General features: G+C 64.4%; 15 protein-coding genes and 3 pseudogenes. 6 read left to right on the top strand and 12 right to left on the bottom strand.

Features of this window, described 5'->3' with window-relative positions:
* The first annotated feature begins 9 nt into the window (after nucleotides 1–9).
* The 5 genes from JN280_RS15670 to JN280_RS15650 are packed head-to-tail and all read left to right on the top strand — an operon-like array spanning nucleotide 10 to nucleotide 4601.
* Nucleotides 10–1251 (top strand): acyl-CoA dehydrogenase family protein, encoded by a 1242-nt coding sequence (locus JN280_RS15670; protein WP_202313368.1) that lies wholly within the window; start codon nucleotides 10–12, stop codon nucleotides 1249–1251.
* Nucleotides 1248–2297, top strand: a complete 1050-nt coding sequence (locus JN280_RS15665) for a phosphotransferase family protein (RefSeq protein ID WP_274609083.1) — start codon at nucleotides 1248–1250, stop codon at nucleotides 2295–2297. The genes JN280_RS15670 and JN280_RS15665 overlap by 4 nt, the downstream gene beginning before the upstream one ends.
* Nucleotides 2298–2314: 17 nt before the next feature.
* Entirely contained in the window at nucleotides 2315–2977 is a 663-nt protein-coding gene (locus JN280_RS15660) for a nitroreductase (protein WP_202313366.1), read from the top strand.
* A gap of 8 nt (nucleotides 2978–2985) precedes the next feature.
* Nucleotides 2986–3795 (top strand): SDR family NAD(P)-dependent oxidoreductase, encoded by an 810-nt coding sequence (locus JN280_RS15655; protein ID WP_202313365.1) that lies wholly within the window; start codon nucleotides 2986–2988, stop codon nucleotides 3793–3795.
* Entirely contained in the window at nucleotides 3795–4601 is an 807-nt protein-coding gene (locus tag JN280_RS15650; protein WP_202313364.1) for an SDR family NAD(P)-dependent oxidoreductase, read from the top strand. Before JN280_RS15655 ends, JN280_RS15650 begins: the two co-directional genes overlap by 1 nt.
* 133 nt (nucleotides 4602–4734) lie before the next feature.
* Here JN280_RS15650 and JN280_RS15645 read toward each other — a convergent pair whose 3' ends face one another.
* From JN280_RS15645 to JN280_RS15630, 4 genes are read right to left on the bottom strand one after another with little or no spacing between them, the layout of a single operon-like run.
* Nucleotides 4735–5763, bottom strand: coding sequence for a DUF7064 domain-containing protein (locus JN280_RS15645; protein WP_202313363.1), 1029 nt, complete (start codon nucleotides 5761–5763; stop codon nucleotides 4735–4737).
* Nucleotides 5764–5810: 47 nt separating this feature from the next.
* On the bottom strand, nucleotides 5811–7127 hold the full coding sequence (locus JN280_RS15640) for a TRAP transporter large permease (RefSeq protein WP_202313362.1): 1317 nt from the start codon (nucleotides 7125–7127) through the stop codon (nucleotides 5811–5813).
* Nucleotides 7124–7696, bottom strand: coding sequence for a TRAP transporter small permease (locus JN280_RS15635; RefSeq protein WP_202313361.1), 573 nt, complete (start codon nucleotides 7694–7696; stop codon nucleotides 7124–7126). Before JN280_RS15635 ends, JN280_RS15640 begins: the two co-directional genes overlap by 4 nt.
* Nucleotides 7697–7745: 49 nt before the next feature.
* Nucleotides 7746–8777, bottom strand: a complete 1032-nt coding sequence (locus JN280_RS15630; protein WP_202313360.1) for a TRAP transporter substrate-binding protein — start codon at nucleotides 8775–8777, stop codon at nucleotides 7746–7748.
* A gap of 214 nt (nucleotides 8778–8991) precedes the next feature.
* On the opposite strand from JN280_RS15630, the gene JN280_RS15625 reads away from it, so the two are divergent.
* The gene (locus JN280_RS15625) at nucleotides 8992–9612 is read left to right on the top strand and encodes a TetR/AcrR family transcriptional regulator (protein WP_202313359.1); all 621 of its coding nucleotides are present in this window, start codon (nucleotides 8992–8994) and stop codon (nucleotides 9610–9612) included.
* A gap of 7 nt (nucleotides 9613–9619) precedes the next feature.
* Here JN280_RS15625 and JN280_RS15620 read toward each other — a convergent pair whose 3' ends face one another.
* The 8 genes and pseudogenes from JN280_RS15620 to JN280_RS15585 form a co-directional block, all read right to left on the bottom strand.
* Nucleotides 9620–10141: a hypothetical protein gene (locus tag JN280_RS15620; protein WP_202313357.1), complete on the bottom strand. Its 522-nt coding sequence runs from the start codon at nucleotides 10139–10141 to the stop codon at nucleotides 9620–9622.
* On the bottom strand, nucleotides 10141–11358 hold the full coding sequence (locus tag JN280_RS15615) for a phosphotransferase family protein (protein ID WP_202313355.1): 1218 nt from the start codon (nucleotides 11356–11358) through the stop codon (nucleotides 10141–10143). The genes JN280_RS15620 and JN280_RS15615 overlap by 1 nt, the downstream gene beginning before the upstream one ends.
* Nucleotides 11359–11931: 573 nt before the next feature.
* On the bottom strand, nucleotides 11932–13032 hold the full coding sequence (locus JN280_RS15610) for an MBL fold metallo-hydrolase (protein WP_202313353.1): 1101 nt from the start codon (nucleotides 13030–13032) through the stop codon (nucleotides 11932–11934).
* A gap of 86 nt (nucleotides 13033–13118) precedes the next feature.
* Nucleotides 13119–13547, bottom strand: a pseudogene (locus tag JN280_RS15605) (integrase core domain-containing protein); the annotation flags it as partial.
* 434 nt (nucleotides 13548–13981) lie between these two features.
* Entirely contained in the window at nucleotides 13982–19228 is a 5247-nt protein-coding gene (locus JN280_RS15600; protein ID WP_202313351.1) for an autotransporter outer membrane beta-barrel domain-containing protein, read from the bottom strand.
* 377 nt (nucleotides 19229–19605) lie between these two features.
* On the bottom strand, nucleotides 19606–19995 hold the full coding sequence (locus JN280_RS15595; RefSeq protein ID WP_202313349.1) for an invasion associated locus B family protein: 390 nt from the start codon (nucleotides 19993–19995) through the stop codon (nucleotides 19606–19608).
* A gap of 181 nt (nucleotides 19996–20176) precedes the next feature.
* A pseudogene (locus JN280_RS15590) lies at nucleotides 20177–21312 on the bottom strand (IS3 family transposase).
* 78 nt (nucleotides 21313–21390) lie between these two features.
* Nucleotides 21391–21636, bottom strand: a pseudogene (locus JN280_RS15585) (transposase); the annotation flags it as partial.
* Between the last annotated feature and the right edge of the window lie 126 nt (nucleotides 21637–21762).

The following is a 21762-nucleotide window of genomic DNA, read 5'->3' as shown; positions in this document are numbered from 1 at the left end:
GTTCGATCCATGGATTTCGACCTGCCGCAGAATATCGTCGCCAAGCTTGCGGAGCTTGACGCCTTCATCGAAGCCGAGATCAAGCCTTTGGAGGCGGAGAACATGAAGTTCTTCGACCATCGGCGCGAATGGGCGCGGACGAACTGGGAGGAGGATGGGCGCCCCTCGGATGAATGGCGCGCGCTGATCTCGGAGATGGAACGACGCGCCGACAGAGCGGGCCATCTGAGGCTCTGCCTGCCTGAAAGCTGCGGTGGCCAGGCCGCCGGCAACCTCATGAACGCGGCGATCCGCGAGCATCTGGCGGCCAAGGGCCTCGGGCTTCACAACGATCTGCAGGACGAATCCTCTGTCGTCGGCAACTTCCCGATCGTGCCGGCGATCGCACGCTACGGCAGCGAGGAACAGAAGGTCTATGTCGAGGGCATCATCACAGGCAAGCGGCACCTCAGCTTCGCGCTGACCGAACCCAACCATGGCTCCGACGCCACCTGGCTGGAGACACGCGCGGTCCGCGACGGCGATCACTGGGTGATCAACGGCCGCAAGCGCTGGAATTCCCAGGTCGGACGCGCCGAGGCCAATCTCGTCTTCGCGCGCACCTGCGGCAACGATGGCGAGGCCAAAGGCATCACGGCCTTCATCGTGCCCACCAACACGCCCGGCCATCGGATCGTGATGAACCACTGGACCTTCAACATGCCGACCGACCATTCGGAGGTCGAACTGAAGGATGTCCGGGTGCCCCACTCCGCCATTCTCCACAAGGAGGGCGAAGGGCTGAAGATCGCAATGATGTTCATCCACGAAAACCGCATCCGCCAGGCCGCGGCAAGTGCCGGCGCGGCGCGCTACTGCATCACGGAGGCGGTCAAATATGCCAGGCAGCGCGTGCTGTTCGGCGAGCCGCTGTCCACTCGACAGGCGATCCAGTTCCCGCTCACCGAACTCTATGCCGAGTGCGAGATCGTGCGGAACTACATATTCCGCACGGCCTGGAAGATGGACCGTCAGGACCCGGCCGGGATTTCGCACGAGGTTTCGATCTGCAACTACAAGGCCAATGATCTGGTCTGTCGCGCGGCCGACTTCGCCATCCAGGTGCATGGCGGGCTCGGCTACTCGCGCCACATGCCTTTCGAGCACATCTACCGCCACCACCGACGCTACAAGATCACCGAAGGCTCCGAGGAAGTGCAGAAGCGCCGCATCGCCCATTCGCTGTTCGGATTCGGCAGGCAGGACCAGTGAACGCTCGTCCGGCCGCCGATCTCGGACCCGACTTCGATCCCGAGGCCCTCAGAGAGTTCCTGGCGGATCATCTCGGCCGGAGCATCGCCTCGCTCGAGATCCGCGCGACCGAAGGCGGCATGTCGAACCCGACCTACTTCGTCGACGCCGACGGGTGGCGTGCCGTACTGCGCAAGCAGCCCCGGATGCAGCTCGCGAAATCGGCCCATGCGATCGATCGCGAGTTCCGGGTGTTAAAGGCCTTGGCCGCGTCCGACGTCGCGGTGCCCGAGGCTTACCACTACCACTCGGACCCGGACCTGCTCGGCACGCCGTTCTACCTGATGGAGTGGCTGGAGGGTCGTGTCTACACCGCCTACGCCATGCCCGGCCTGTCGGCGCCGGATCGGACGCAGGCCTACGCCTCGATGTGCGAAACCATGGCGAAGATCCATCGGCTGGATTTCTCCGCCTTGGGCCTTGCGGACTACGGCCGGCCGGGCAACTATTTCGAACGCCAGATCAGCCGCTGGTCGCAGCTCTGGTCGCAATACCGCAAGAGCGACGACGACAATCCCGACCTCGACCGGATGATCGCCTGGCTGCAGAAGCGCGTTCCTGCGAGCGAGCACATCGCGCTGTGCCACGGTGACTTCCGGATCGGCAACATGATGTTCCACCCGACCGAGCCGAGGGTTGTCGGCGTCCTCGACTGGGAGCTGTCGACGCTCGGCCATCCGCTGGTGGATGTGGCCTTCAACACCCAGGCCTGGAACATGGCTCCGGACGAGAATGGCGGGATCATGGGCGAGGATGCCATCGCACTGGGGATCCCTTCCGAGGAAGATTATCTCGAGCGCTATTACGCGCATGCGGGCAGCACGGAGCGGCTGACCGATTTCCATCGCGTCTTTGCGATGTTCCGCGGCGCGGTCGGGAGCGCCGGCGTCGCCGTGCGCGGCGAACTGGGCAACAGCACCTTGCCGGATTCGGCGCGCGTCGGACGGTTCCTGGCGCATGCCTACGCCGGGCGGGGCATGAGAATCGCGGAGCGCAGCGGGCTCTGATGGCGGAGGGATCGACCATGACGCTGGACCAAGCCATAGCCGGACGCCGTTCGGTCCGGGGCTTCCTGACGCGGGAGGTTCCAGCCGCGACGATCCGCGAGGTGTTCGAGCTCGCGCAGACGGCTCCGTCGAATTGCAACATCCAGCCCTGGATCTCCCACGTCGTCTCGGGCGACAGCCTCAGGGCGCTCGGCCGGAAGATGGTGGAGGCCGCCAACGCCGGCGTGGCGCCGGACCCCGACTTCACCGCCGATCGCAAATTTGCGGGCGCTTACCGCGAACGGCAGGTCGATGCCGCCGTGCAGCTCTACGGTGCCATGGGGATCGAACGACACGACCGGCCGCGCCGCGACTGGGCCTATCGTCGCAATCTCGAATTCTTCGGCGCGCCGCATGCCGTGTTCGTCTTCATGTTCGGCGAATTCGAGGAGCGCGAGGCCGTCGATCTCGGCATCTACGCGCAAACGCTGATGCTGGCCTTCACATCGCGTGGCATAGCGAGTTGCGCGCAAGGCGCGCTCAGCCTCTACCCGTCGATCATCCGCGACCATCTCGGTCTCGATGCATCCAACAGGATCCTCTACGGCATCTCCTTCGGCTACGAGGACGTCTCGGCGCCGGCCAACGCGGCTCGCGTCGGCCGCGTGTCGCTCGCGGATTCCGTCATTTTTCATCGATGAGCTTACCCATGATCCATCCCCTCGAAGGCAAGGTCGCGGTCGTCACCGGCGCTGCACGCGGCCTCGGACGCGCCTATGCGCTCCGGCTGGCGGAACTGGGAGCCGACGTGACCGTCGCCGACCTGAACCTCGATGGCGCGCGCGACTGGAATGAACGCCTGTCGGCCGATGGCGTGCCGGCGGAAATCGAAGCGATGGGCCGGCGCTCGATCGGCGTCCAGGCAGATCTTTCGAAGCCGCAGGATGTCGAGCGCGTCTTCGCCGAGACGATGCGCGCGTTCGGGCGCGTGGACATCCTTGTCAACAATGCCGGCGGCGCAATCGCCCGCGACAGCGGCCCGCTGGCCACGCAGACGAGCCAAGCGGACTACGACCTGCTGATGGACGCCAATCTGCGCTCTGCTCTGCTGTGCTGCCAGGCAGCGGCGCCGATCATGAAGGAGCAAGGGGCGGGCGTCATCGTGAACGTGACGTCCCAGACCGGCGTCTCCATCCTGCCGGGCGGCCTGCTGGCGGTCTACGGCGCGGCCAAGGCGGCCGTGGCGATATTGACCCGAAATCTCGCATCCGAGCTCGGCCCTCACGGGATAAGGGTCAACGCCATCGCGCCCGGCATCATCATGACGGCGCGGGTGGCCGCCCAGGCTGCGGCGCGTGGCATCGGCACCGACACCCAGGCGCAGGGCCTGCCGTTGCGGCGGCTCGGCACAGTGGACGACTGCGCCGGCGTGCTGGAGTTCCTCGTCACCGACCTTTCGCAATATGTCACGGGACAGGTGATCTGCGCCGATGGCGGCGCGGTCCTGACGCCGAACTGATGGGGGCGCTCTCCGGAAAGGTCGCCATCGTCACCGGTGCCGCGCGCGGGCTGGGGCGGGCCTATGCGCTGAGGCTGGCGAAGCTCGGCGCCAACGTCGTGATCTCCGACCTCAACCTGGGGGCCGCCGCGCGGATCGGCGAAAAGCTGACCGCCGAAAGCGTCATGGCCGAAGCAGAGGCGTTCGGAGTGAAGGCGCTCGATTTCGAAGGCGACATGCGCGACCCCTCGGCGGTTCGCGGCCTCGTCGACCGCACGCTGGAGGTTTTCGGGCGGATCGACATCCTCGTGAACAATGCTGGCGTGGCGGTGGCGCGCGGAAGCGGCACGCTGGCGACCGAGACGACATCAGAGGCGTTCGACTATCTGATCGGCGTCAATCTGAAATCGACCCAGCTCTGCTGTGCCGCGGTCGCGCCGACGATGAAGGCGCAGCGCGGCGGCGTCATCGTCAACATCTCCTCGCAGACCGGCATCTCGCTGCTCGAGGGTGGCAACCTCGCGGTCTACGGCGCTGCCAAGGCGGGGGTGGCCTATCTCACGCGTACCCTCGCCGCCGAACTCGGCCCCCACGGCATCCGGGTCAACGCGATCGCGCCGGGGATCGTGGAGACCGAGCGATTGAAGCGCCTCGACCCGGCGATGGGCGTGGGAACGCCGCAGCAGATCGAGGCGATCGCGCTGAAGCGCTTCGGCCGCACGGAAGACCTCGCCAATGTACTGGAGTTCCTGACGACCGATCTTTCCGGCTACGTCACCGGCCAGGTGATCTCCGTCTGCGGCGGCGCGGTGCTGCACCCGAACTGATGACTGTCCGGCAGGCCGGTCGGCTCGACCGGATGATCTTCGCCTCCCCAAGGAACCATGCGAGATCGGTCGCCGATACGACCCACCGGGGCCGCTCGGCCGTCGTACCATGCGCCGACGTCACTCCACACGATCAGGCCGCAAGGCGGGCGGACCGGGACAACCGCGCATGCAGGAACTCGCGGCCGAATATGTTCGCGAGCTCGCTATGGCCCACGCGGCCATCCTCGGTCTGCCAGCGCATGAGGCACTGGAAAGCGATGTGCGAAGGGTTGAAGTTGTCGTATGGATGACCGGCGATCGCCGCACCTGAGAAGCGGTGCACCTGGCCGCGCACGTCAGTCGCGCTGACCCAGCAGGCCATGGGCAACATGTCGGTGGTGCTGCCGCCGATTTCAGCGCTGATTAGACCGAACGTCTCGCCGTTGTCCACGACGAAGCCGAAGCGCAACTGCTCATAGACCGTTTCGCCGTCGACGAGGTCCAGCGGCACGGCCATATGCAACCCGTAGTCCGGACCGAAGCAGGCGCTGAGATAGGCCACCGCGCGGCGGCTCACCTCGGTACGGCGGCTCCAGCTGTGGTCCATGCAGTCGTAGCAGTCCACGTCGTAACGCTTGCCGCGAAGGATGAGCTCGCCGGTCGTGCGCCCAAGCGTGTTGAAATGTCCGGAAGGATGGGTCGCGCCGGCGGAACGATTGCCCCACTGGTCGCCCAGGCGGGAGTCGTAGGCGTGGCCTTCCGGCTTTTCGAGAAGCGGGTTCTCAGCGGGGTCCTCGCAGTCGAACGGACGGTGTATCCCTCGGAAGGTCAGGTCGAGAGAGCACTCGTCACCACCCTTGTAGGCATAGCGGAAGCGGTATTCGTGCGGCGCATCGGTGACGTCGACACGCAGCCCGTTCTCCAGTTCGTAGCCCGTGAAAACCTTCGGCGCCGGAAGATGCATCTGCGCATCCGAAAAATCGATCTCATATGCCTGGCGGCAGATCCCCTGCCCTATCGCGATCGACGATAACGCAACACCCAGGTTCGGCCGGGAAGCGACATAGAGATTGCCCAGAACGCGGGCCTCCGGAACGGAGAAGATCAGCGGCGTGGTTTCCGTCCACCGCCATTCCGTGGGGTCGTTTGGGTGGTAGGCAGAATCCTTAGCACTGATCATTTCATCACCTTTCTTGGACAAGTTCGGTCCCGCCGTCGGGGCCGGGCTTACAGGGCGTGGACGAGGAAGAGCGCCACTTGCGGGAAGAAGAACAGGATCGCGACGCGGGCCAGATCGGATGTGAGGAACGGCACCAGCCCACGGAAAGTGTCCGCGAGCGGCACGTTCCGCGCGATCCTGTTGACGACGAAGGCGTTCAGCCCGACCGGCGGTGTGATGAGGCCGATCTCGACCACCATCAGCGCCATCACGCCGAACCAGATCGATTTGTCCTGGGGCGCCATGCCCCACAGGTCGAACTGCATGATCATCGGATAGAAGATCGGAACCGTCAGCACGATCATGGACATGGACTCCATGACGCAGCCGAGCGCGATGTAGATCAGCATGGTCACCGCCACGACCAGCAGGGGAGCGAAACCGCTCTGCGTGATCCACTGGGTTATGCCGTTGGTCATATTGGTGAAGGCCAGGGCCGAATTCAGCATGTCGGCGCCGATGAGGATGAGAAAGATCATCGCGGTCGATTGAGCGGTGCCGAGAAGACTGAGGAGAAAGCCCTTGCGGTTCAGTCCATGCGCCAGCGCAAGCAGAAAGGTCGCGACGGCACCCACCGCAGAGGCTTCCGTCGGGCTGGACCAGCCACCATAGATGCTGACCACCACCGCCGCGAAGATCAGGACGACGGGGATCACCGCGATCGTGGCGCGCAGCCTTTCCCGCCAGTTCGCGCAGGGACCGGCGGGACCGGCTTTCGGGTCCCGCAGGACGTGATATCGGACTGCGAGCAGATAGCCCAGAAAGGCGATTGCAGCCGGGCCAATGGCCGCGACGAACAGCTTGCCGATCGACTCGCCGGTGAGGATCGCGAACACCACGAGCGGCACGGATGGCGGGATGAGGATGCCGAGAGTGCCGCCTGCGGCAATCGAGCCTGTAGAGAGCCGGCCGGAATAGCCGAACTTGCTCATTTGTGGATATGCCACCTGTGCCATGGTCGCGGCGGTGGCGATGGAACTGCCGCAAATGGCGCCGAACCCGGCGCATGCCCCCACGGTCGCTAGCGCCAGGCCGCCGCGGAAGTGGCCGAGGAACGCATTCACGAAGCGGAACAGCAAATTGGACAACCCGCCATAGGTGGCGAACTGGCCCATCAGCAGGAACAGCGGCACCACGATGAGATCGAAGCTGGCCAGACGGCTGTAGGCGACGGATTTCATCCAGTTCAGAAGCGGCGCGGTACCCACGGCATAAGCAAAGCCGCTGGCGCCACCGATGAACATTGCCACCGCGATCGGCACTCGCAGAAGGATGAGGACGAAGGTCCCGGCGATGATGAGAAGTCCAAGTTCGACGCCGGTCATGGCGCGTGACCCGAAATGTTGTCGCGTTCTTCGATTGCCCTCGGCTTGAGCGCGAGGTAGGAGCCGACCACCGCCGTGAGCAGGAGGCCGGGAACCATCAGCGCCTGCGGCAGCCATACCGGCACGGCCAGCAAGGGCGTGAAGGAGCCGCGAAGGTAGGTTTGCTCCGCAAGCAGGCCTGTCCTCCAGGCCAGGAGCAGCGCCACCGCGCCGAGCAACATCGACCCGATCCTGTCGAGGCTCACATTGAGCCGGTGAGGCAAGCCTGAAGTCAGCAGGTCGACGATCACGTTGCCGCCGGTGATGTGGCACCACGGGAAAAGCATGGACATGGAGACCGCGGCGAGGATCTGCACGAGTTCATGATCGCCCGTCACCTGCCAGCCGAACAGCTTCCTTGCGACGATGGTGACACACAGCATGCAGGCAAGGGCCGCGATGATGAGGACCCCGACGATGGCCAGGATCATCGCCGCCCAGGCCAAACCGCGGCCCACCCGGTCGCCAAAGTCCGGCATGCCGAGGCCCGTGGCGGTCGCATCGCCGGCTCGATGTTCTGGGGAAGTCATTTGCGCCTCTCGCAAGTCGGTAGGCCGGGATTGCCGGCGCGAAAGCCGTTCAATTCGCGTATTTCGCGATCGCCTGGCGCGCTTGCTCGAGCAGCTTGCCGCCATCGAGGCCCTTCTTGTTCGCGTCCGCCACCCACTCATCGGTGATCGGTTCCGCCGCCTTGCGCCAGCGCTCATATTCGGAATCCGAGAGAACGTGGATGTCGGCGCCCTCCTCCGCGAAGGCCTTCTTGTCCGCCACGGCGGTGCTCTCGAAGGCGTCGCCGAACTGCACCGACGGTTCCACTCCACGATTGTCGTCGATCACCTTCTTCAGGTCATCCGACAGCCGGTCATAGGTCGCCTGGCTCATCGCCACGATCTGCACCGAGGTATACATGCGCTGTTGCTTGTCGCCGAAATCGGTGAAGTGCTTCATTGTTTCGTTCAGCTTGAGCAGGCCAACCGCGCTCCAAGGAAGGTAGGCGCCGTCGATGACTCCACGATTGAGCGAATCGACGATCTCTCCGGCCGGCATCTGGATGGGCAGCGCGCCCAGCGCTTCAAGGACCTTCGCACCGTAGCGGCCGGCCGAGCGCAGCTTCACGCCCTGAAGGTCGTCCACGGTCCGGATCGGCTTGCTGGTGGTCTGGATGATCGGAAAATCCGACGGCGCGATCGCGATGAGACGCAGGCCTTCGAATTCCGGCCCGGGATTATCTCCCAGGACATCCCACATCGCCCGTGATGCGTTATGCACGTCGTTCAGCATGAAGGGCAGTTCGAAAACCTCGGCGGCAAGGTAGGAGCCGGGACTATAGCCCGGGTTCCCGTAGACGATGTCGACGATGCCGTCCCTCGCCTGGTTGAAGAGCTCGGCAGGCGATCCTCCGAGTTGCATCGACGGATAGATCTGGCAGACCATGCGACCGGCCGACTGCCCCTTGATCTTCTCGCACCAGGGCTCGAAGAATTTGATCTGCTGGTACGAGGTGGCGTGGATGAACGAATGGAAGCGCAGGGTGATTTCCTGCGCCTGGGACGCTCCGGCTGCTCCCAGGCTGAGCAGTGCGGATATGACGAGACGGCGAAGGGCTTTCAATTGACGATCCTCCCAAATCGACTTAATGGCACATAAAAGAGCCATTTATACGAAGCTTTGTCAACAATAAATACACATGCGTATCGTATGGTCGCTTTCCAATCTGACGGTTTGAGGTTTCCACGGCAGGAGCGGTGGTGAAAATCCGACCGATTGCGCATAGGTTTCGGCCTAAGCCGCTCAGAACGACACAGGCAATTTTCGGAACGGGACGATGACGAACAGGAAATCCGGGCGTCCAACCCAGCAGAAGTCGGCCGAGTTGACCGAACTGATACTCGACGCCGCCGAACGGTCCTTCGTGGAACGCGGCTTTCAGGGCACTACGATACATGATCTCGCCGAGGGTTGCGGAGTAACGCGACGGAGCATCGTCGCCCGTTTCAAGACCAAGGACGACCTGCTCGTGGCGGTGGCGATACGCGACATGGAAACGTATTCGCCTCAGCTTCGTGCCCTCCAGGTGCGGCAAGAGCGTTGCTGGGAGGATCTGGAAGCATTGATCCGCAAGCTTTGGGAGCGTGGTTCCAACAAGAAGAACGCCGCGCTCCTGCGCGCCTATCTCGGAGAGACGGTGCGATTGCCGCATCTCGCGGAAGCGATACGCGTCTTCTACTATGAAATTTCCGCGACCATCGAGGAAAAGATCGCGGAGATGCAGCTTTACGGCATGTTCCGGGGCTACAAGGCCTCCACCGTGGCCGCCTGTGCCATTTCGCTGGTCATCTCCAACCCCCGCATCCGTACCATGCTGTTGGATCCCGCATTCGAGGAACCGGTGACGGTGGAGCGCTATTTCACCGATATCTGGACTCTGATTCGCGCAATGGCATGATGATAGGCTATTTCAGACGATCTTCCAGCCGCACCCCGACAGGTGGCGCGGGGTCGAACCCTACGGGCTGGTACCAGATTCGCTCCATTTCCAGCTTCTCCTCGCTGGCTGACAGCACCGCGCGGTCGACAGCCGCTGAATGCTGCCCTGAAGTTTGATGCGTCTCCTGTACGATCCGCGACACGGCATGGGCGAGTTCCATCGCGGTCGCCCGCGTCCTATCCGTACGCGCATCCGGATCTCCAAGGAGCGCCTCCGCCGCATCGAGATGGAGGCGCAGTTCCGCGATCGTGACCATGTCCGGAGGCAGGCCGATGGACAGCAGTTGCCTTGCAAGCGACACATAGTGCTTGAGGTCATAACGCTCGCGCGCATGGATGAAGTCCAGCCGCTGGCGCACAAAATCGACATAGTTCGCGGCGAGCCGCAACTGCTCCCTGGCGAGATGATCGGCGGGATCGATGGCGCCCGCGATCGTGTCGGTCAATGCCTTGACGACCGATTTCAGCCCGACATCCGTCTGATCCATCAGAGCTTTTCCTTAAGCAGCCGGACAAGTTCGAGTCCCGTGATGGACTCCATGCCCTTCACGCGCGTCAACATCACGTCCTGGTGCGATTTGCCGAGGCGCGCCACACGCGTCGCCGTTGCCGTCACCGAGGCGATGATCTGGAAGCAGTTTAGGATGCGGTAATATTCCAGCCGCGCCGGGTCGACGCTCAGACCCGAGGCCTCGGTGTAACGGTCGTAGAACTCGTCGTGTGGAACGAGGCCGCAGATGTAGTAGGTCCTGCCGTCCTCACCATAGTGGCCGAAGCTGGGGTGCGTCGTCCAGGCGAGATCGCGATGCCGGTCGCCCAAGTGCCCACGTTCCCAATCGAGCCAGGCGCTGATACGGCCCGTTTGTTCATTGAAGAGGAAGTTGCCGCTGCGATAGTCCCCATGGACGACACTGACGACGTCGAGCTTCGGCATGTTCGTCTTGAGCCATGCAGCGGCCACGTCCATCAGGGGAAGGTCCTCGCAGCGATCTTCCTCCCATATGCGTAATGCCCGATTGAGTTGCCATTCCGCACTTTGGGTCGTGCCCACCGAAGGAGCCGTCATGCTTTCGAAGCGGTGCGCGTCGAGGTCGAACGTGTGAATTCGCGCCAATTGCTCCATGAACTGCGGGGCCAGTTTGGCACGCAGTTCGGGGCCGAAGACCGTGCCCATCCCGCTGACTTGCCCGCTGCTCGTGGCGGTCGGCTTGGTGACCCCCTCCGCGAACTCGTAGACGAGCGCCGGTTCGGGGAACCAGTCCCCTTCGCGATCCAGCCAGAAAGGCCGAGGGACCGGCACGCTACCGTCGAAGGCCTTGAGAAGTTCGTATTCGCGCAGCCGGCTCGTGGTGTTGGATCCCTCGTTCGGATCCATGCGCACCACCATGCGTTCGGATCGCCGGCCGATATCAGGGTCGGCCCATTCGAGATCGAAGCCAAGCTGAATCTTGGAAACGCCGCCCGTGAACCAGCGCAGATTGCCGAGCGTGTAGGATGTGATGCCGAGCGCCTCGAGCATGCGCTCGATGCAAGCCTGTAACTCGTCCATCGACAAGCGCGCATATTCGGGACCTGCTCGACGCCGCATTTTGCGGACGAATAGTTGATCGACCTCCGGCTCCGTCGGATAGCGTGTCCGCATCTCCTGAATGAACGCGGGTGTGGGCCGATCGCCCAGCGTGAATCGTTCCAGCGCCTTATCCATCTCCCTCCCTCGCCTTTGGGCTCACCCGGTGCGGAGGGATCACCGCCTTCCTGCACCAGCGCGCCCGTTACGGGCCGGGACCAGATAGAGCACGGTTAATAGCACATGAAAAGGCCATTTATTGCAAACGCCGTTGGAAAGTATGCACGACAGCGGTTCGAGCGGGCTAGGCCCATGCCTGCACCGTGCCTGCACATCGGGCATGACAGCTTGCACGGTACAGACGCCAATAGCGCAGCTACGTTGCTCGGCCGCTCCCCCGGAGCTCGCCTATGGCCGCTTCGACGCCAACGGCGAGCATCGCGGGAGACGCCCAACGACATCGCCTTCCTTGGCAACGATGAAATGGGCGAAACCAATGGCGACGCCTGGACCGAACCCAACCAGATGGCTTGATCACGGGCCAAATCTGCTTCGATAAGAACCGGCCAGACCGACGTCGTCGCGCGCAAGTGGACTTCGTCAATTGCGTAGAAGCAAAGAGTTTGAGCTTTCCGCGATTTCGAAGAAAGGCGGAGGATTCTGGTGGGCTATGACGTACACATCGTTTTCACCATCACCTGCATACCGGGGCTATCGGGTCCCAACTGTGACATAGCGGACCTTCTCTCCGGTCTTGATTGCGGCGAGTTCCGACCTTCGCACGAGCCGGTTCACATGAGCGAGCGTTTCCGTGAAGGCGAAACTCATCTGGTGAGCGTCGAGCGTGCGAGTGAAGAGGATGGGTACCAGATCCGCCACCGAATGCGGCGATTTGGTACATGCCTCGCGGATCAGCTGACAGCGTCCTTCGTGATGCGCCTCGAGTTCGAGGCAACGTTCATGTAGCCCATAAAAGGGACGGCCGTGCCCCGATAGAACCAGGACATCGTCCGGCAGTTCCTGGCGCATGAAGCGTAGCGTTCTAAGAAAATGTCCGAGTGGATCACCGTTGGGCTCGCCGGCGAAGACGCTGACGTTCGGCGAGATCTTCTCGATGATCTGATCCGCTGCAAACAGCAACTTGTCCTGTTCGCAGTAAAGAAGGATCTGCTCGGGGGCATGTCCATCCGCGGTGACTACCCTGAATTCACGACGTCCGATCATGATCTTGTCGGCCAGGACGAGCCTGAGAAAGGTTGGAGGCAGCTCTGCGACGAGCATCAGATACTCGCTACCGTGAATGGCGACCAGTCCGGCGCCCTCCTCACTCATGCCATGGCTGACATAGAAATCGAAATAGTGGCGAAGCCCGGTCTCGTGCGGTGCAAGGGAGATAACCCTGCTGGTCATGTAAGCGGTCTGGCTGGTCAGCAGTTCGGCGCCGAACTTTTCGCAAAGCCATCCAGCAAGTCCGATGTGGTCCGGATGATGATGGGTGACGATGACGCGCGAGACGGAGATGTGCGACAGGGGCCCCTCGAGAAGCGTCAGCCAAGCCGCTTTCGCCTCACCCGTGTTGATGCCGGTGTCGATCAGCGTCCAGCTTTCGCCATCCTGCACCAGATAGATGTTCACGTGATCAAGGCGGTATGGCAAGGGAATTCGCGCCCAGAGAACCCCCGGAACAACCGAGGTAACTTGTCCTGCCGCCGGCGGAGATTGGAAGGGAAACTGAAGCATGATCTCTACGGGATGCTGGGTTGCAGAAAGGCCCGAGTGTGTCCGCAGCCTATGACTGCCCGGAACCTTCATCGAGCAGCGATTCGAGCCTGCGCGGTTGGTGATACGCCGTTTGGAGCGGGGTAAGCAACAGGCAACCGGCGGAACTGGTCGCAGCTTCAAGCATGCGCACGGGCGCACCATCGAGCCTCATCTGGCATCGAAATGCTCCACACCATGCGCAAACGACAGCTGCGGCGTGCCCCCTTGCGGTGCATGCAAATGAGGACGCAGTTGGTGACGGCAATGTCTAGGTCGTGGAAAGGGTAGTGCAAATCCGGCAGGCCGGCATAGGCTCTTGAAGACGGTGCGTACAGGTCGGCTGGCGCCTTTGTGTTGAGCGCCTCGTGCGGCCGCTTGGTGTTGAATTCCGTGACGAAGAGGTCGAACGTGGCCTGTTGCCGCGGAATGTTGGCGCGGGCTGGCGGGATCGTCTCTGCTTTCAAAGTGCGGTGCATTCGCTCGTGGTGGCCGTTCTGTTGAGGATTGTCGGGCCGGATGCGCTCGATGGCAATACCCAGTCTGAGCCAGAAGACGGAGCGCCTGGCTCTGGCGCGCTGGTTGACGGCACGGAGAAGACGCCCGTTCCTGGGGCATGGTCGCGATCCTCGGCCCCAATCATAGACTGATCAGCACTACGCCTTCGGGGCAGCAGGCATGTGCGGCGGCGAGCATCGGCCGCACGACGTCGTCATACCAGGGCGGGTCGAGAAGGACACGAGAAGGACTGCGTGAGCGCTCGCGCGTGACAGACCGCCGCGCATTCGCGCTCGCAGCGCAACAGGGTGGGTCGCAGGGACGACGGCCAGCGACTGACTCGGGCTCGCAGCTCACGGTACGCCAACGACGTGCCCGCCTTCCGTGCTCCAGGCGCCCTGGTCCCGGTGGGCTCTACCCTTTGTCACGAGCCGAGCCGCCGTCGACCACACGCCCGGCCAATAGCATACCGTTTGCCAACAGGCTCGGCCTTGGGCCGACCAAGTCAGAAGGCGACCTCCAGTTTGAGCATACCGCCATAGACCTGGGTGTTGTCCGACAGTCGTGCAAAGGCACCGGCGTGGAAACTTGCGTTGCGCGCCGTGAGAAGCTCCAGCTTTCCGGCAATGTCGAAGAAAGTCGTATCGAGGTCCGTGGTGGCGCGGAAGCCGGGCACACGCTCGGGCGTGTCGACGAAACGCGCCGTGAGGCTGGCGCCTGGATCGCCCAGATATTGGGTCAATCCTACCAGCAGGCTCGGCCGAACGCGCATGCCCTCGCCGACCGCATACTCGGCGCCGACCTCCACCGCTGGCTGCACGCTCCAGTAGGTCTCGGAGTCGGTGTCCACGTCCAGGCGAACCCCGCTGTTTCCCTTCTCCACGAAGCTAGATGAGAAGAAGTGATCATATCCGACGTCCACCCGTGGCATCATGTAGAAATCGTCACGGGCGAGCATGTACGCCCCCCGCAGCCGGCCCGATGCCGACCACTGGTCCTGATCGCCGGTAACCTCTACGCCGGGGAAGGGATTGCGCGTGATGTCGTAGCTGCCGTAGCCGAAGCTCTGGGCGGCGGAGAGTTCGAATGCCCCGAACCGCCGCTTCAGCGAAACGCCACCGAACACAAGATCGCCATTGCTGGAGGCCGCGGCGGCCGAGGAATCGATGTCTGTCCGCTCATAGGCAAGCGCGCCGCCGACGTTCCAGACCTCGTCAATCGCAAGCTGACCGCCAGCTGATAGAGACCAGCTCGAGCCCGAGAATCCGAGACTGTCCGACGTCGTGTCGCGATCGAAGCGGTGACCGTCCAGTCGAGCGTAGAGACACTGGCCATCGTCGAAGAATCGAACGGCTTTGTCGCGCTGCGTGGTGGTGCTGGAGCAACTCAGGAGGCTGTCGCCGAAGGATTGCGCAGAAGCGACTGCGCTGAGCTGGTTATCGAGTGCGAGCTCGGCGCTCATCGCGTTGACAACCGCGGCGTAGGAGGCGGTATCCTCCAGGTCCAACAGGGCTTCGGCCAGCGTGGTGTCGAGCACCGCTTCGCCGTAGGAGGCCTGGATATAGTCGACGAGGCGATCCTGGTTGTCGTTGAGAGCCTCTTTCACAGTCGCATTGGCAAAGTCGATGTCGTAGGCAAGGTTGAGCACGCCGGCCGACGGCTGATCGAGGCTGTATTGCGCCACCACAGACCGGGTGAGCAGCAAATCTTCCGCCCGTGTCAGCCCGTCCCCGGCCGTGACGATGGTCCAGGACCGGGGTCCGATCAGCGGCGTGCTGACGTCCGTGAGCGAGACCTCGATCGTTCCGCCGAGGTTGACGGCGCCGGTCGCGTCGATCCGGTCGACGCGGCCGTCGCTCGTGTCGATGTCGAGCGCCAGAACGCCCGTCCCGGTCTGGCGGTAGTCGCCGGTGATCTGCGTCCCGCCCACCGACCTATCGCCGGCGACGGTTAGCAAGCCGCGGTTCACAAAGCGCCGTACGTCGAGGACGCCGTCGGTGACCACCTCGCCATCGGGTCCGCTGAACAGCGTGATCGTGCTGTCGCCGCCGAGCTGCACAGACGCGGTGCCTGGAGCCGCCGCCGTCACCGTCGCGTCGATCACCTGCCCGACGATGGTGCCGTTGTTGGTGATGCCGAGCGAGCCGTCGCCCGAATACGAGATGGCGATCCCTCCGGCCCCCGCGACGTTCGTGATCGTCCCCTCGTTGTCGATCGTGTTCGCCACCCCGTCGGCGATGACGACGCCGACGCCGACCGTCGAGCCAGTGGTGGACCCGCCCTGCACCGTGGCTCCCTCGCCGACCGTCACCGCGACCACCCCGCGCCCGTCGCCGACGCTCTGCGCGAAGATGCCGTAGGCGCCCGCGCCCTCGGTGGTGACGTCGGCGTTCGCCGTCACGCTCACCATCGTGTTGGTCGTCGTGCTGGTGCCCGACCCACCCGCGCTCTGCGCGACGATGCCATGGGCTGCCGCGCCCGACGTCGAGATGCCGCCCGCATCCTGGTCGACTGTGACGGTGACGACGCCAGCCGTTCCGCTGCCGCCTGAGCTTCCGATGAGGGCCCCCGTCGCCGTCGAGCCCGCATAGCCGGCAACGCCACCGCCGCCGCCGACCGACTGGGCGAGGACGCCGAAGCCGCTGTCGCCCTCCGTCGTGATCGAGCCACTGATGGTAACGGTCACGGCACCGCCGTGGCCGGACGTGTTGTGGTTATGCGACATGGCGAGCCCGGACCCGAATCTGGCGCCGGATGCGCTGAACGCGCCCGCATAGCCGCCGCCGCCGCCGATGGACTGCGCGACGATGCCGTGCGAGCCGCCGTCGCCGACCGTCGAGACCGTGCCGTAGGCGTTGACCGTGACGGTGCTGCCGTTTCCGCTTGACCCGCCGCCGCCGCCGACCGAGACGGTGCCGGGGATGCCCGCCCCCCCGATGGCGAAGCCGCCTCCAGCGCCGATGGACTGCGCAATCACGCCGATCGCGTTCAGCCCGTCCGTGGTCACGGTGGCGGCGTCATCAATTTGCGCGGTGGTATTTCCGCCGTTGCCGCTGGTGCCGTTCTGACCGCCGACGGTGATGGCTACGGTCGTGTTGCTCGTCGGCGCGGCCACCGTCGTCACGCCCCCTCCGCCGCCGATCGACTGAGCGATGATGCCTACCGAGTTGTCGCCGCTCGTGTGAACATCGGCCATCGTCTCGGCAAAGGCGGTCAGCCCGCTGCCCCCCGAGCCGTCGGCACCGATGTTCAAACCGACCGAAACCGCACCGTTGGTTATGTCGGCCATCGAGAGGTCGAGCCCCGCCAGACCGCCGCCACCGCCGATGGATTGCGTCGTCAGGCCGGCCGAACGGTCGCCGAAGGTCCGGATCGCCGAGGCGTTGGTCACCTCCGAATTGCCGCCTGACCCACCCGTGCCGCCGTTGCCGCCGGTACTGTATGACAAGTTGATGAGGCCCGCGACAGAGCCCGCCAGCGCATAGGCCGCGCCGCCGCCCCCGCCGCCGACCGACTGCGCGACGACAGCGCCCGAGTCGTCGCCCTCGGTCGTGATCGAGCCGTTCGTGAAGACCGTGATCGCTCCGCCCGTGCCGCCCGCGCCACCCGCGCCGCCAACGGCAAACGAGATCGCGGGAATGTCCTCGCCGCCGAGCGTGCCGACGGCCGCATAGTTGGCCTGGCCGCCACCGCCACCGACAGATTGCGCGAGGATGGCATGCGAACTGTCGCCGATCGTCATGATGTCGGACGGCCCGATGTCTGCTCTGTTGATGTTGACCGCCCCGCCATCGCCACCTTTGCCACCTGACCCGCCGACCGCGCTGGCGACGATCACGCCGCCCGATGTCGCGGCTCGCGCCCGACCGCCGCCGCCGCCGATGGACTGTGCCAGGATCGCGCCGGACTCGACGAGATTGGTGGTGATGTCGCCGGTGTTGGCCACGGTGACGGTGTTTCCCGAGCCGCCGCCGGCCGCCGCGCCGCCAACGCTGTACCAGCCGCTCGCCGATCCGCCATTGCCGCCGCCGCCGCCGATGGATTGGGCCAGGATGCCGAAAGAACAGCCTTCCTGGCATACCGCGTCGCTGGGCGCGTCGCCCGAGGGGCCGATGCCGGTCTGGATCGTGGCCGCGTTCGCCACCGTCACGGTGTTGCCGCTGCCGCCGCTGCCGGCGTTGCCGCCAAACGCCACGATCGACCCCGATGTGCCGCCCGAGCCGCCGGTTCCCCCAATCGACTGCGCGACAATGCCGGACGCATCGTTGCCGCTTGTCGTGATCGCGCCTCCCGCCCCGTTCTCGACGGCCACCGTCCCGCCGTCGCCGCCATAGCTGCCTTCGTTGCCGCCTGCGTAGAACGCGCCGATCCCGTCGCCACCGCGGCCGCCCGCGCCACCGATCGACTGGGCCAGGATCCCGCTCGACTGGTTGCCCCTCGTGGTGATCGGCGCCGCGCCGGCGGTCGCGTTCTCGACCGTCACGGCCCCTCCGGCCCCGGCGCTGCCGCCGCTCGCCGCGAACTCCACCGCGCTGAACACGATGGTTCCGGCAGCGCCGGCACGCCCGCCGATCGACTGCGCGACGATGCCGGCGGACTCATCGCCGGACGTCATGAGCGATCCCTCGGTGATGGTGACGACAACTTCGCCGGCGAGACCGGAGTTGCCGCCCGGCGCACCGCCCGCGAACCAGCCTCCGTCGCCGCCATTCCCGCCGACGCCGCCGATCGACGTCGCGACAATCGCGTCCGAATTGGATCCTGCCGTGGTGGCGCTGATCGCAGCGAATATCGAGACAAGACTCCCGATACCGCCGTCACCACCATTGCCGCCGTCGCCGAAGCTCTCGCCCTTGTTGCCGTTCCCGCCTTGGCCGCCTTGGCTGAACAGGACGATCGCCGGCGCGTCGCTCGCCGCCAAGGTGGTGACCGTCAGGCGGCCGGCACCGTCGATCCGGACGGCTCCGGCCGCACCGCCGGCCGCGCCGCTCCCTCCGTCCGCGTAAAGCGATTCCCCGCCGTTTCCGCCATTGCCGCCGACACTCGCCATCGAGATGCCCGCACCGCCGGGACTTTCCACGGTGGCGTCTCCCGCAAGCGACAGCGTCACCCCGCTGGCGCTTGGCACCGCGCCGCCGTCGCCGCCCTTCGACACGAGAAAGGCGTCCGTCATCGTCGCGCCGTTGCCGCCGTTCCCCGACATCGCCAGCATCGTCATCGCCGGCCCCGCAAAGGCTTTCGAGCCGATGACCGTCCCGGAAAGGTTGAGCGTCGCCGGGCCGCCGGGCGCCGACGTCCCGCCGGTAATTGTCCCAGTCGTGTTCTTGCTGCGATTGGCGCCGCCGAAACCGGTGCTCTCCACAAGGACGACCGATGTCGCGGCGGTCCCCGACACCTGGAAGCTTCCAGTCGTGAGGGTAAGGCTTACCGGCTGATTGAGGTTGTTCTGCGAGGAATAGAAGATACTGTTGACGATGTTCGCCGTCAGATCCTCGACCGTGATCTGCTGCGCGGTGTTCGGCGGAAACGAGTCGGATGCGTTGGCGCGCACCTGCGTGAGGCTGCCGGTGCAGGTGTAGGCGTTGTTGCCGTCTGCAACGCACCCGGCCTGCGCCGCACCATGGCTCGCAAGGCTTGCGGGCAGCAGCAGAAGGGAAAAAAGCCCGATGCGACGATGCTCGGCCCAGAGGCGGGGTCCCGTCGCGACGTGATTGACATGACCTATCGGTGCAGCTGATCGCTCGCAAGACATCGCAACCCCCTGGGATTGTCGTGACGCTCCAAGGCTCTAGATAATGTGACGTGTCGCCACAGTATGGACCGCGCTCCGGAGATTACGAAGCTATTCTGCATGGCGAGTAGTTCGAGCGATCGAGATACGATCTGGACTGTTGCAGTTTTGTCACGGTTGACTGTGTTTTCAGCGGATGTTTAGGCCTCAAACAACAATCTCATGACTTGGGGGGCGCGCTGCGATGTCGGTCTAGGCGCGTCGCAGATGCTCAGGCGAAGCGTATGGCACACGTGTAAGACCACGTCAGCGCGTGGCGGGAATACGCGCCGACCGCAAGAGCCGGCTTGCTGCCGACACCGATCCGCACGTGGCATCCGTCTCGGAAGCTGTGAGCGCTACTTCGGTGGCTGTTTGCTGTCAGACCCCGACGAGAGCTGACCGAGCCGCTTGTTGGCTGCGGAGAAGCCATCAAGCGAGCTCGACAGGCTGAAGGGCTCGCCGCTTCCCGCCACCGTGAAGCCCGTCTTCAATGTAGCGCCGCGGCGGAACGCGGCAATCTCGTCGTCGCTCATCGTCCGGCGCACCACGCATCCGGCCGGAAGGCAGGTGAAGAAGGGGATCGCATCTGGCTCGTCCTCATCGACCTGGAGGGTCGCGCCCTTCGCGACGTCGAGCCCGAACGGGGCCACCATCACGAGCGTGGTCTTGCCGTTCTCGGCGCCGAGCTCCGTCAGGAGAAGCGTTCGCCGCCCCCCTGACGCTGCAGCGTTTGCGCCATGACGCAACGCCTCTCGCCCTCCGCCCCCGGGACGCAGGTGACCATCCAAGCGCCGCACGTCTCCGTCAGCGTCTCCGGGGTTTGCGCCGACGCGGACCCGGCGAAAGACAAGATCGTGGCAACGACGATCGCCGTCGGAAGGCCCCGGTTGCAAACCGCGCTTGGCTTCAGATTGCCTCGCTGGTCGATCATGCCGCCCTCTGCTTCTTCCATGGGGACGGCTGGCCGGAGACGCCGTACTCGATCATCAAGGCAATCGGGGCCTTGTAGCCGATGGCCCCGTGCGGTCGCTCCTCGTTGTAGTACCTGCGTCAAGTGTCCAACTTCTCGCGCGCGTCGGCAAGGGTCAGGAACCAGTGCGCGTTGAGGCTTTCCGCCCTCAGCCGGCCGTTGAAGGCCTCGATGACAGCGTTGTCCGTCGGCTTGCCCGGACGGGAGAAGTCCAGCACGACGCCGTTGGCGTAGGCCCACAGGTCGAGATTGCGCGAGACGAACTCCGAGCCCTGGTCGACCCGGATCGTCTTCGGTGTCCCGAGCTCGGCGCAGACGCGGTCCAGCGTCGTCACCACGTCCCTCGGCCCGGTAGCTGAACCTGGCGTCGACCGCCGGCGCGTAGCGGGAGAAGGTGTCGACGATCGTCAATCGTCAGGATGCGCAGCTTGCGCCCGCTCGCGAGCTGATCGTTGACGAAGTCCGTCGCCCACGTCTCGTTCGCGGCAACGGCCGGAACACGATCCTCGCGCAGCTTCGCCTTCACCCGGCGCTTCGGTGATTTGGACCTCAGCTGCAGACCCAGCTCGTTGTGAATGCGGTGCGTTCTCTTGTGATTGATCATCCAGCCCTCGCGCCGCAGCAGCACGTGGACGCGCCGATAGCCGTAGCGCACACGCGTCGCACAGATGTCCTTGATCCTCTCGGCCAACGGCGCCTGCCCGGGGCGACGAGACCGGTAGTAGTACATGGACGTGTCGAACTCGAAGATCCGGCACGCCCGCCGGATCGACACGCCCCACTCCCGGCGAACCTCGTCCACCAGCTTGCGCTTCCGGGCAGGCTTCAGAGATTTCGGCGGATCACGTCCCTGCAGCATCTCATGGTCGAGGCTGAGATCGGCCACCAGCTTCTTCAGCTTCGCATTCTCGTCCTCGAGCTGCTTCAGCCGACGCATCTCCGTCGGCAGCAGACCGCCGTACTTCTTCTTCCAGCTGAAGAACGTCGCCGCACTGATTCCGGCCTTCCGGCACACGTCCGCCACCGGCATCCCTTCCTCAGCCTGCTTCGGAATGAACGCCTTCTGCGCGTCCGTAATTCTGCTCGCTCGCATCGCTTCGCGCTCCTTCCGGCCAAGGGAAGGCTGAGCCGAAAACTCTAACTGTCACTTGGCAGTTGATTAGGTTCTTCCTCACTTTGTGTGGTGATGAGGCCGGTTGAGTGGCAGCATGCGTGCGCGGAGAAGTTCGGGGCCTGCTCTGCCGTACATTGCACGTTTGATCGTCTTCAGCTGGTTGATCTGGCCTTCCGCCTGGCCGTTGCTCCGGGGTAGTTCGATGGCGTTGCGGACGGCGCCGATGTCACGGCGCAAGACGCGCGCGAAACGGACAAGCGGGACGAGCCCGGAGCTGACGGCATCGTCGATCCAAATGTCGAGCTTGTCCAATTCACAGCCCCGAACTTCAATTTCATGCGACCGCGATATGCGTGATTTCGAGACCATTTCAAATGGAGAGGGACAGGCACTGGAGAGATGCCCGGCGGCACGACATCGTCGCTCTGC

Source organism: Mesorhizobium sp. L-8-10, assembly GCF_016756635.1.
Taxonomy (GTDB): Bacteria; Pseudomonadota; Alphaproteobacteria; order Rhizobiales; family Rhizobiaceae.
This window is presented reverse-complemented; position numbering and strand designations above follow the sequence as displayed.